The following is a 10,700-nucleotide window of genomic DNA, read 5'->3' as shown; positions in this document are numbered from 1 at the left end:
TACCGCACGGGAGTCAGCGTCTCTCAGGCAGCCATGCATCAACTCCGCCTCGTCCGCTCAGACTTTCATGGGGACTGGAACTACGTCCTCAAGCCCAATTCGGATAAGTAATTTCTGATCGGGCCCTTACCGCGTGGTTCAAATCCGAGTCGGCAGCGAGAGGAAATGTTGGAGGGCGCATCTACTGGGCCGAACTCACAGCCCAACAGGCGGCCAGCGGCGAACTCGTCGACGAGGCAGAACTACTATGTGGGGGTTTGAAGCCGATAACGGGTGGATGGATCCGGCCACTTTTCGTAATGCGACCTTCGGCTGCGTGGAAGTGGCTGACGCAGGCATGCCTTGCTCACCCATCCCGCCAAGCTGTGCGCGTCATTCACCTCAGACGGTGGACGCTTCCCGCAGTCGACCGCCTTTTTGACGAATTGGAGCTTCGCGCCGAGGAGCGTTTCCGGCGGCACGTGCTTGACGATGTCACCGGAGGTTGGCCATGGCTAATACACACTTACGCAGAGGCCGCAGCACGGCTCCTCACCAAGGGAGGAAAACATGATGATGGAAGGCAGGCAGCAGAAGAACTCAAGGCATCACTAAAACCGCGCGGCCAGCTAGGCGAGCAGTTCTGGCAATCCCTAGAACTAGAGGGTCTACCCCACGTTCGCGACGTACTCTCTCTTATCCGCGATGTCCAGGGCACTAGTTTCGACTCCGACTTAGCAGCGGCCATAGGCAATGCACCCGAACTTATCGGCAACACAGATGCCCTCCTGCAACTGCTTCTTAACCTCGGGTGCCTAGAACTGAAGGACAGGAAACTAGTGGTAGAACACCGGGTGGCGGAGGCCCTGCCTACGTGAACGAGGCCCAGATCATTGAGGCCCTCATGCTACTGCCAAGCGCCCGACGCTTCGCTGACACTATGGCCCTCGATTGCATCCAAGGGCGAAATCTTCTTGTGTTAACGGGCGCTCAACTGGCATCCGAGTGCCTCCGCCGACTACTAGACGATGCAATTGGCCGACGCAGGGGGCCACGAGTCCAGGCTGTGGGGCTGGAGATATTCTCCGAGGCTGAACAGCCTTCTGCATTTCTGGCCCGCCACGCAGTCAGCAATGAAGATGCTTTCCGTCCAGGAGCGACCGAACAGGACACCACAGGCCTACCAGACACGGTCTTTCTCCTGTCTGGCTTGGAGCGTCTCTCCCAATCCGCCCAGGAGATATGGGCCAAATATTTCCATACCTGGACACTGTACCCTGCAACAAGCGCGCACGTGCTGGTTTTGGCGACATCAACACGCCCAGGAAGATTGCGTGACGCCACGAGCGACACACGATTGGCGGTTCACGCTTGGTGGCGCAATCTTTCAACACTCGAAATCCACCTACTATGCAAGCTCTGCACGGATGCCAGTGAAGAGTGGGCAGCGGCTCGTTGGCGCGAGGCAGTGCTTCCGCACATTGCGGGCTACGACACTCGGCTGATTGCGCACCTTTGGGATGCTGTCCTCCAATCCGAAGCAGAGCTAACTGCGGCATTGCGGCAGCACGGGGAGGGACTGGGTCTCGCGCGAGCGCCACTCGCCACCCTCTGGCAGGGGCTCCGTCGCGCAAGCGGCGGCAACACAGATGCCTCAACACTCGTGGGCAACTGGGGGCAGGCGTGGTCTATGGGAGCTGTCCATGGAAGCGACGAGCACGGGGTTGAGTTTACTGCTGCTGCGCTCGCCGTGCTGGATAAACATCTGGACCTTCGGCATCGCATGTGGCGCGGCCAAGCTGCACTTCTCTTGCCCTATTTGGACCACCTACGCATTTCAGTCTGCCGAGAGCTGACGTCGACACGTGGTCAAGACTGGCCACTTCGCCTTGGAGGCCGTCTATTTGCCGGGGATGAACGCACGCGAGTGGAGCTAGATCCGCTGGCTACAGAATTTGGCCCATTGGAAATCATTCTAAAAGAGAGTCACCACACAGCCACCAAACGCTTTCACCCTCTCATAAAGAGAGCCCGCCTAATGCGGAATGCACTCGCGCACTACCAACCAGTCTCTCTGTCCGATTATCGTGAATTACTGGCAGAGCAGCTTGCAGTAAAGCTAAGCCCCATTCACAGCTAAGTGCATGTCGAAAACGGAGTAGCCAGCGTGAAACTTCATGTGCCCTCACGTATTTGATAATGCCTCGACGATACAGCCACCCCTCCGGCCGATTCACCGGCTAAGAGGGCCTTCTAAACGACATCGAAAGGGGTGCCTCTGAGCCCCTGAACAGGCGTACGCGACAACCAGCTATAGGATTTTGCTTAGTCCTGCCCCGCCGCCTCAGGCCTTCTTCAGCACCGCCAGGAAGCGGGCATCCGCGATGTGCGTGCCCTCGAAGTCCTCCAGGCGAACGGGAATCCACTCGCGGGCCTTGTCCCCCTTCTGCTGGAGCGTGGCGTCCAGGGTGTTGAACACCTCGGGAGGCGGCTCGCAGATGGCGCGCACGCCGCCCTTGGCCTTCGCGTGGAAGGACACCTGGAGCTCGTTCACCAGCGCCAGGTAGCGGCCCGGCGGGAAGCGGCGGAAGAGCCACACGCCCATCGTCAGCTCCATCACCGTCACCTGCACGCCCAGGTACACGCTGCCCACGTGGTTGCGCGTGCGCCGCTTCAGCGGCACGGACACCTTCGCCCGGGCATCCGAGGCGTCCTCCACCCGGACGCCCATCACCGAGGACAGCGGGATGATGTTCTTCACCGCCACCGTCAGCAGCGCGTTCGCCGCGCTGGGGGACACCTGACGCAGCCGTTCCACGAGGTCGAGAGCAAGCATGGTCCACCCATCATACCGGCCGGGAGCCCGGCCGCCTGCCCCCCAGGCGTCACGCACGGACTGGCATTCCCGGAAGGAATCCCCACCTTGGGATGACCATGAACTTTCCAAGCCATGTCAATCTCCCCACCGACGCCCGTGAAGAGCTCATCGATTCGCTCAACACCCTGCTGGCCGACGCCATCGACCTGCATTGGCAAATCAAGCAAGCGCACTGGAACATCCGCGGCCGGCACTTCTACAGCCGCCACGAGCTGTTCGACGACCTGGCCAAGCACGTCCGCAAGCAAGCCGACGAGTTCGCCGAGCGCGCGGGCACGCTGGGCGGCTACGCCGAGGGCACCATCCGGCTGGCGGCCAAGAACAGCGAGCTGCCCGAATACGACCTGAAGGCCGTGGACGGTGACGACCACCTCAAGGCCCTGGTGGACCGCTTCGCCCGCTATGGGGCCAGCATCCGCAGCGGCATCCACCGCTCCGACGAGCTGAACGACCCCGTCACCGCGGACCTGCTCACCCAGACGCTGGGCGAGGTCGAGCTGGACCTGTGGTTCCTGGAGAGCCACCTGCACGGTGAGCCTCGCGCGGGGGTGCGCCGCGGCGGTGACGTCCGCGCCCAGGACGCCTCCACCCCCCCGTCCAACGCCTGAGCGGAGCGTTGACCACTGGAAGACCCCCGCGGGCCTGCTCAAGAGCAAGCGCGCGGGCGGGCTCCAGCGTATAGAAGGCGTCCTCTCACGATGGAGGACGCCTTTTGACTTCACAGACGCGCATGGACGGGAAGGTGTGCCTCATCACCGGGGCCACGGGTGGCATTGGCCTGGAGGCCGCCAAGGCGCTCGCGCGCATGGGCGCCACGGTGGTGCTGGTGGGACGGGACGCGGGCCGCACCGAGGCCGCCGTGGCCGCCGTGAAGGAGGCCGCCCCCAGCGCCCAGGTGGACTGGCTCCGCGCCGACCTCACCTCCCTGAAGTCCGTGCGGGCGCTGGCGGAGCGCTTCCGCTCCCGCTACCCGCGGCTGGACGTGCTGCTGAACAACGCGGGGCTCATCCTGGACCAGCGCCAGGTGACGGAGGACGGACTGGAGGCCACCCTGGCCACCAACCACTTCGCGCCCTTCCTCCTGACGAACCTGCTGCTGGACGTGATGAAGGCCACCGGCCCGGCCCGCATCATCAACGTCTCGTCGGATGCCCACGCCGCGGGCAAGCTCGACTTCGATGACCTGCAGAGCGAGCGGAGCTTCATCGGCTTCCGCGTGTACGGCACGTCGAAGCTGGCCAACATCCTGTTCACCCGCGCGCTGGCGAAGCGGCTGGAGGGCACGCAGGTGACGGCCAACGCCCTGCACCCGGGCGTGGTGCGCACGGGCTTCGGTCACAACACCCAGGGGTTCTTCCGCCACATCGTCAAGCTGGGCGCGGCGTTCATGCTTTCGGCGGAGAAGGGAGCGCGGACGTCCATCTACCTGGCGTCCTCGCCCGAAGTGGAAGCAGTGTCCGGGCAGTACTTCTACAAATGCCGTCCGAAGAAGCCGTCCTCCGCCGCGCGGAACGACGCGCTCGCGGAGCGGCTCTGGCAGGTGAGCGCGCAGCTCACGGGAGTCACGGAATGATTGACCTGTACACGTTCGCAACGCCCAACGGGCAGAAGGTCTCCATCGCCCTGGAGGAGCTGGGCCTCCAGTACAAGACGCACGTGGTGGACATCACGAAGGGTGAGCAGTTCAAGCCCGAGTTCCTGGCCATCAACCCCAACAACAAGATTCCGGCCATCGTGGACCACGCGGCGCTGGACCACCGCCCGCTCACCGTCATCGAATCCGGCGCCATCCTCATCTACCTGGCGGAGAAGACGGGCCAGCTCCTGCCCTCCCACCCGCGCGGCCGGGCGGAGGTGCTGGAGTGGCTGATGTTCCAGATGGGCGGCGTGGGCCCCATGTTCGGCCAGCTCAACCACTTCGCCCGCTTCGCCCCCAAGAAGGTCCCCTACGGTATCGAGCGCTACCACGCCGAGTCCCGGCGGCTCATCGGCGTGCTTGACGGAAAGCTGGGCGGGGGGGACTACGTCGCGGGCCGCTACTCCATCGCGGACATCGCCCTGTACCCCTGGGTGGCCGGCACCCGCGCGTACTTCCCCGAGCTGCTCCAGGGCTCCAGCAACGTCGTGCAGTGGCTCCACCGTGTGGGCAGCCGTCCCGCCGTGGAGCGCGGCATGAAGGTCCCCGAGCTCAAGTAGTCCCACGCAGCTTCCCTGGAAGCGCGGTGGCTGGATGGCCGCCGCGCTTTCGTGTGTTCTCCCCCGTCATGGCCACCACGCTCGAACAGCTCCGCTTCGACAACACCTACGCCCGCCTGCCCGCTGGGTTTGGCGCGCGCGTCCACCCCAGTCCCTTCCCGGACGCGAAGCTGGTGAGCGTCAACCCCGCCGCCTTGAAGCTCCTGGACCTGACGCCCGAGGAAGCGCGGCGGCCGGAGTTCGTCGCGGCGATGGGCGGCGAAGCGCCCCTGCCGGGCATGGAGCCCTTCGCCATGGTGTACGCGGGGCACCAGTTCGGCGTGTACGTGCCCCGGCTGGGAGACGGCCGCGCCCTGCTGCTCGGAGAGGTCCGCAACGCCGCCGGTGAGAAGTGGGACCTGCACCTCAAGGGCGGCGGCCCCACGCCCTTCTCGCGCGGGGGCGACGGACGCGCGGTGCTGCGCTCCACCATCCGTGAGTACCTGTGCGGTGAGGCCCTGCACGGCCTGGGCATCCCCACCACGCGGGGCCTGGGCATCCTCGGCAGCCAGGCGCCGGTGTACCGCGAGACGGTGGAGACGGGCGCGATGCTGGTGCGCATGGCGCCCTCGCACGTGCGCTTCGGCACCTTCGAGTTCTTCCACTACACCGAACAGCGTGAGCACGTGGCCACGCTGGCCGACCACGTCATCGCCGAGCACTTCCCGCACCTGGCGGGCCAGGAGGGCCGCTACGCGCGCTTCTACACGGAGGTGGTGGAGCGCACGGCGCGGCTGATGGCGCAGTGGCAGGCGGTGGGCTTCGCGCACGGGGTGATGAACACGGACAACATGTCCATCCTGGGCCTCACGCTGGACTACGGGCCCTTCGGCTTCCTGGACGACTTCGAGCCGGGCTTCATCTGCAATCACTCCGACGACCGGGGCCGCTACGCGTTCGACCAGCAGCCGCGCATCGGCCTGTGGAACCTCGCGTGCCTGGGCGAGGCGCTGCTCACCCTCATCTCGGAGGACGAGGCCCGCGCGGCGCTGGCCACCTACCAGCCCGCCTTCAACGCGCACTTCATGGACCGGATGCGCGCGAAGCTGGGCCTGCGGGAGGCGCGCGACGAGGACCGCGAGCTGGTGAGCGACTTGTTCGCCCGCATGGCCGAGGCCCCCGTGGACTACACGCGCTTCTTCCGCGCGCTGGACTCGGACGCCCGTCCCGTGCGTGACATGTTCCCCGCCCCCGAGGGCTTCGACGCCTGGGCCGGGCGCTACCGGGCGCGGCTGGCCGCCGAGGGCAGCGTGGACGCCGAGCGCCACGCGCGCATGGCCCGGGTGAACCCCAGGTACGTGCTGCGCAACTGGGTGGCGCAGGAGGCGATTTCCCGCGCGGAGGCCGGGGACTTCTCGCTCGTGGACCGGCTGCTCGGCGTGCTGTCGGACCCGTTCGCCGAGCACCCCGACGCGGAGTCCTACGCGGCGGCGCCACCCGCCTGGGGCCGGCACCTCGAGGTGAGCTGCAGCTCCTGAGGCCGCGCCACGGGCGAAGGTTGAAGAGGCGAAGCTTCCGCCCGGGCGCGCTTGCCGGAACCCACGGCAGGCCCAACCTTTGCTGTCCATGGTGACAGACCTCACCCGGTTGCCCCTGCGAGGGAAAGACGGCGCCTTTCACGTCGTCGTCGAGTCTCCCCGAGGCTCCACGCTGAAGCTCAAGTACGACACGGCGCTCAAGGCCTTCAGCCTCTCACGGCCCCTTCCCAGGGGCCTGAGCTATCCCTTCGACTGGGGCTTCATCCCCTCCACCCAGGGGCCGGATGGGGACCCGCTGGATGCCATGGTGTACTGGGACGACGCGAGCTTTCCCGGCGTGGTGCTGCCCTGCCGCGCGCTCGGCGTGCTCCAGGTGGAGCAGAACACGGGCGACGGTGGACGCGAGCGCAATGACCGCATCCTCGCGGTCCCCGTCACTCCGTCCCGCGCCGGACACCTGACGGACTCCCAGCAACTGCCACGGCGCGAGCGAGAGGAGCTGGAGCACTTCTTCCTCGCCGCCGTGCGCTTCGAGGACAAGGACGCGCGCATCCTGGGCTGGGAGGGGCCGGAGGGTGTCGAGCGGATGCTCCGCCAACACGCACGTATGGAGGAATAGATGGCTCACCCCACGCCCATCCGAGGACTCGGGCCCGACAGCCGACTGGGAGACGCCGCGCGCCGCATCCTCGCGGGCCGGCTCGCGGACGTCCGCAAGCCAGAGGCCGGCTTCCAGGACGCCGTGGATGACGAGTCCGTCCATGACATGCGCGTGGCCACCCGGCGGCTTCGCGCCGCCCTCAAGGTGTTCCGCTCCCTGGGCGGCCTGAAGAAGCTGGAGCGCGACGTGAAGCGCATCCAGGACGCGCTGGGGGGCGTTCGCGACGTGCACGTCCAGTCCGCGTGGCTGGAGGGCGTGGCCCGGAAGGCGAGCAAGAAGCCCCAGGTGCGCGCCGGCATCCAAACGCTGCGCAAGAAGCGGCTGTCCGAGCTGGAGACGCACGAGACGCGCCTGCACGCGGAGCTGGAGCGCTGGGTGGACAAGACGGTGCCCCGGCTCTTGCGCAAGCTGGACGGGCTGGATGACGGGCACCGCTTCGCCGGCCGCCGCGTCCGGGACTCGCTGCGCCAGCGCCTCAAGCGCGTGCAGAGGCGAATCGACACGTACGTGGACGCGGCCGACGCGGCGTCCGCCCACGAGCTGCGCAAGGAGCTGAAGCGGCTGCGCTACGAGCTGGAAATCTTCCAGCCGGCCTTCCGCCGCACCCTGGACGCGCTGCTGGAGGTGCTCGTCCCGCTCCAGGACGGCCTGGGCGAGCTGCATGACGCCGACGTGAGGCTGGAGCTGTTCGAGCGGCTGGCCGCGGAGTCCGCGCCGCGCGAGCGCAAGTCCGCGCGGGCGCTGCTCCCCCTGGTCCGGGAGGAGCGGACGAAGCGCGCGGCGGAGATTGCCCGCGAGGTCCAGCGCTGGCGCACGGAGGAGATTCCCAAGCGCCTGCGCCGCATGTTGACCTGAAGGCCCCGGCGCGTGTGTGGCAAACGACCAATGACACACAGTCTGTCTAATCAGTTGAAACGACCTGACCCGCCCACCACGCCCAGGCGAAGGCCCAGGCGTGGCGGACCTGTGTATTACGGCCAGGGGGCCGGGTCCGGGTTCGGATCCAGGCAGCGCGGGCCGACGCAGCAGTCGACGTAGCACGTCGTGACGTCCTCGCCCGGACCGCAGATGCCGTCACCGCAGGCGAGGATGAGGCTGCAGTCCGCCCGGCAGCTCCGGGGCGTCTCCAGGCCATTGCAGACGCCGTCGCCACAGAGGGAGCCACAGTCGAAGTCGCAGGTCGCGGTCGTCTCCGAGCCGTTGCAGATGCCGTCGCCGCACCAGGTGAGGGGGCCGCAATCCTGGGGGCAGGTGTTGGTGGTCTCGTTGCCGTTGCAGATGCCATCACCACAGTAGGTGAGGATGAGGCCGCAGTCCTCGGGGCAGGTGCGACTCGTCTCGCGCCCGTTGCACACCCCGTCCCCGCACCACGTGAGCACGTTGCAGTCCCAGGGACAGTTGTCGCCGTTCTCCCCGTTGAGGGTGTCACAGAAACCGTCGCCACACAGATAGCGCTGAACCTCCGCCTCGGACTGCCCCACCTCCACCCGCTCCGGCTCCGACTCCACGGGCCCGCACGCGGCGAACAGCCCCAGCGACAACCCAGCCAGCATGACGACCAGACGAGACTTCACGTGTACCTCCTTGGGGGAACGAGGCCACGCATGTCAGCGCATTCTGAATAAACAGACAACACCCAAGCTCCTGAAACGCGGTGTCAACAACCACCGCGACACAGGTGCAAGGCGCGGAGGCCGCGTCGGTCCTGACCCGGTCCCCGCGTTTTGTAGCGCATTCCGTTACATGTAATTGAACGGCATGGAGACGGAGAGCGTGTGGATGAGCTGGTCGGTCCGCTCAGAGGGCCTGCGCGTGAAGACGTTGAGGTAGCCCACCTCGATGGAGGAGTGGTCTCCGAACTTCCAGCCCGCACCGACGAACGCGCGGTTCATGTCGAAGCCGGCGCTGGGGCCGTTCGTCACCGAGTTGAGGTGGTAGAAGACCTCATCCCAGACAATCAGCGACAGCCGCCCCTCCGCGGCCACGGGGTGCGCCCCGCGCAGCATGACGCGGGCACGGTGGGAGACCTCCGTCGTGCCTGACAGGAAGCGCTGCTCCAGGCGGGCGCGGAGCGTGCTCGCCACCCGGCCGAACTTCGGCGTGTAGAGGAGCTGCTGGAAGAGGCGGCTTTCGCCCTGGCGCAGGGCCGGGTCACCCTCCCACTGCCACAGCGGAATCCAGGCCGGCCCCAGCCACAGCGACAGGTCCTGGCCCACCCGCACCCCCGCCGCCGAGCGGAGGATGGCGCGGGCGTCGTCCTTGCCGAAGCGCGGCTGGGCTTCCAGGTAGTAGAGGAAGTGCTCCCCGATGTCCCCTTGCGCCGACACCGTGTACCAGAGCTGGGCCTCCGCGCTGACGGGCCGGGCCTCCACGGTGCGAAGGGGAATGACGAGCAACAGACTGATGAGGGGAATCCAGGTCGCCGTACGCATCATGCGCATGCCCTAGAGCACGACGCGCGCACCGGCTCAACGGGTCAAAGCACGAGTGCAGCCTGACTGACGATGACGCGTCCGCCCTTCACCGTGGGGGAAGGACGGACGGCCCATGCCACCTACTGCGTGGGCTGCTGGGAACCCGGGGTGGACTGGCCACTCTCCGGAGCGGCCGGCGCCGTGGGCTGCACCTGCGAGGTCGCCTCGATGCGCACCGCCTGGGGCTCCCCGCTCTGCGCGTCGGTCCGGTACGAGGCCCGGACCTGGCTGCCCTCCTGGATGTCCCCAGCGCTGGCCTGGCGCCCGTCCACCGTGACCTGCGTCTGCGGCGACATCTGGAGGCGCAGCTGCGGCTCGCCCTGTGAGCTGAGCAACAGCTCGTCGTCGTTGGCGCTCAGCACCTCACCGACGATTTGCTGCTCGGTGCCCTGCTGCTGCTGCTGCTGCGCCTGGGGCGCGGGCGCCACGGCCACCGGCTGCTGCGACTGCTGGCGAAGCTGCTCGGTCTGCTGGCGGGCCTGCTGGTTCTGCTGCGCCAGCGTCTCGCTTTGCTGCTGCTGGGCCTGCTGCGCCTGCTGCTGGGCCTGCTGCGCCTCCTGCCGGGCCTGCTGCGCCTGCTGCTGAGCGCGCTGCTGGGCCTGCTGGGCTTCCTGCGAGGCCGTATGCGCCTGGGTCCGGGCCTCCTGATACGCCTGCTGCTTCTCGTGGAGCTCTTGTTGGGCGTTGGCGGCCTGCTCCTGCTTCTCGCTCGCCTGCTCTTGGGCCTGGCGGGCCGAGCCGAAGGCGCTCTCCGTGCGCTGCTGCGCCTGCGCCAACTGTTCATTCACCGCGGACTGCCCACTTGCCTGCCCCTGGGTCCCCCGGTCGCGTTCTTCACACGCCGTGCCCAGCGTCAATGCAGCGGCGCCCGCCATCAACCATCCCGCTCGAAATCTCATTGGATGCCTCCCGTCGTCATGCGCGTCCCAGGAGAAAGATGGCGAGCGGCATCCTCGCGCCAACCCACATCCGCTCCAGGCGGCCGCCCTCCCGCC

The 10,700-nt window shown here is 67.0% G+C and carries 11 protein-coding genes; 7 read left to right on the top strand and 4 right to left on the bottom strand.

Translation table 11 applies throughout. The features are described from left to right. Positions 1 to 461 precede the first annotated feature (461 nt). Positions 462 to 857: a hypothetical protein gene (locus tag G4D87_RS25350; RefSeq protein WP_163784801.1), complete on the top strand. Its 396-nt coding sequence runs from the start codon at positions 462 to 464 to the stop codon at positions 855 to 857. A 1,466-nt stretch (positions 858 to 2,323) separates the two neighbouring features. On the opposite strand, the gene G4D87_RS25345 is transcribed toward G4D87_RS25350, so the two are convergent. After that, positions 2,324 to 2,797: a DUF4442 domain-containing protein gene (locus tag G4D87_RS25345; RefSeq protein ID WP_240358594.1), complete on the bottom strand. Its 474-nt coding sequence runs from the start codon at positions 2,795 to 2,797 to the stop codon at positions 2,324 to 2,326. 116 nt (positions 2,798 to 2,913) lie between these two features. On the opposite strand from G4D87_RS25345, the gene dps reads away from it, so the two are divergent. The 6 genes from dps (at position 2,914) to G4D87_RS25315 (ending at position 8,086) form a co-directional block, all read left to right on the top strand. Further along, positions 2,914 to 3,465 carry a DNA starvation/stationary phase protection protein Dps gene (dps, locus tag G4D87_RS25340; RefSeq protein WP_163784797.1) on the top strand — a complete coding sequence of 184 codons (552 nt, stop codon included), beginning with the start codon at positions 2,914 to 2,916 and terminating at the stop codon, positions 3,463 to 3,465. A 122-nt stretch (positions 3,466 to 3,587) separates the two neighbouring features. After that, complete coding sequence (locus tag G4D87_RS25335; protein WP_163784811.1) at positions 3,588 to 4,430, top strand: SDR family oxidoreductase; 843 nt, start codon at positions 3,588 to 3,590, stop codon at positions 4,428 to 4,430. Beyond that, positions 4,427 to 5,053: a glutathione S-transferase family protein gene (locus tag G4D87_RS25330; protein WP_163784795.1), complete on the top strand. Its 627-nt coding sequence runs from the start codon at positions 4,427 to 4,429 to the stop codon at positions 5,051 to 5,053. Before G4D87_RS25335 ends, G4D87_RS25330 begins: the two co-directional genes overlap by 4 nt. Positions 5,054 to 5,121: 68 nt before the next feature. Then, on the top strand, positions 5,122 to 6,570 hold the full coding sequence (locus tag G4D87_RS25325) for a protein adenylyltransferase SelO (protein ID WP_163784793.1): 1,449 nt from the start codon (positions 5,122 to 5,124) through the stop codon (positions 6,568 to 6,570). A gap of 88 nt (positions 6,571 to 6,658) precedes the next feature. Next, the gene (locus G4D87_RS25320) at positions 6,659 to 7,189 is read left to right on the top strand and encodes an inorganic diphosphatase (RefSeq protein ID WP_163784791.1); all 531 of its coding nucleotides are present in this window, start codon (positions 6,659 to 6,661) and stop codon (positions 7,187 to 7,189) included. After that, on the top strand, positions 7,190 to 8,086 hold the full coding sequence (locus tag G4D87_RS25315) for a CHAD domain-containing protein (protein ID WP_163784789.1): 897 nt from the start codon (positions 7,190 to 7,192) through the stop codon (positions 8,084 to 8,086). It abuts the gene before it with no gap. Between the two features lie 116 nt (positions 8,087 to 8,202). On the opposite strand, the gene G4D87_RS25310 is transcribed toward G4D87_RS25315, so the two are convergent. The 3 genes from G4D87_RS25310 to G4D87_RS25300 all read right to left on the bottom strand — a co-directional run bounded on the left by G4D87_RS25310 (position 8,203) and on the right by G4D87_RS25300 (position 10,604). Beyond that, positions 8,203 to 8,805: a hypothetical protein gene (locus tag G4D87_RS25310; protein WP_205507715.1), complete on the bottom strand. Its 603-nt coding sequence runs from the start codon at positions 8,803 to 8,805 to the stop codon at positions 8,203 to 8,205. A gap of 165 nt (positions 8,806 to 8,970) precedes the next feature. After that, complete coding sequence (locus G4D87_RS25305) at positions 8,971 to 9,672, bottom strand: DUF2490 domain-containing protein (protein WP_240358593.1); 702 nt, start codon at positions 9,670 to 9,672, stop codon at positions 8,971 to 8,973. Between the two features lie 113 nt (positions 9,673 to 9,785). Continuing rightward, positions 9,786 to 10,604 (bottom strand): hypothetical protein, encoded by an 819-nt coding sequence (locus G4D87_RS25300; protein WP_240358592.1) that lies wholly within the window; start codon positions 10,602 to 10,604, stop codon positions 9,786 to 9,788. Positions 10,605 to 10,700: the final 96 nt, after the last annotated feature.

Source organism: Myxococcus vastator, assembly GCF_010894475.1.
Taxonomy (GTDB): Bacteria; Myxococcota; Myxococcia; order Myxococcales; family Myxococcaceae; genus Myxococcus; species Myxococcus vastator.
Note: the sequence above shows the minus strand (reverse complement) of the source record. Positions and strands in the feature narration are given on the sequence as shown.

Coding starts and splice junctions, on each gene's coding strand:
- G4D87_RS25305 (WP_240358593.1), bottom strand. CDS start 9,672: ATGCGCATGATGCGTACGGCGACCTGGATTCCCCTCATCAGTCTGTTG.
- G4D87_RS25315 (WP_163784789.1), top strand. CDS start 7,190: ATGGCTCACCCCACGCCCATCCGAGGACTCGGGCCCGACAGCCGACTG.
- G4D87_RS25320 (WP_163784791.1), top strand. CDS start 6,659: ATGGTGACAGACCTCACCCGGTTGCCCCTGCGAGGGAAAGACGGCGCC.
- G4D87_RS25300 (WP_240358592.1), bottom strand. CDS start 10,604: ATGAGATTTCGAGCGGGATGGTTGATGGCGGGCGCCGCTGCATTGACG.
- G4D87_RS25325 (WP_163784793.1), top strand. CDS start 5,122: ATGGCCACCACGCTCGAACAGCTCCGCTTCGACAACACCTACGCCCGC.
- G4D87_RS25335 (WP_163784811.1), top strand. CDS start 3,588: ATGGACGGGAAGGTGTGCCTCATCACCGGGGCCACGGGTGGCATTGGC.
- G4D87_RS25330 (WP_163784795.1), top strand. CDS start 4,427: ATGATTGACCTGTACACGTTCGCAACGCCCAACGGGCAGAAGGTCTCC.
- dps (WP_163784797.1), top strand. CDS start 2,914: ATGAACTTTCCAAGCCATGTCAATCTCCCCACCGACGCCCGTGAAGAG.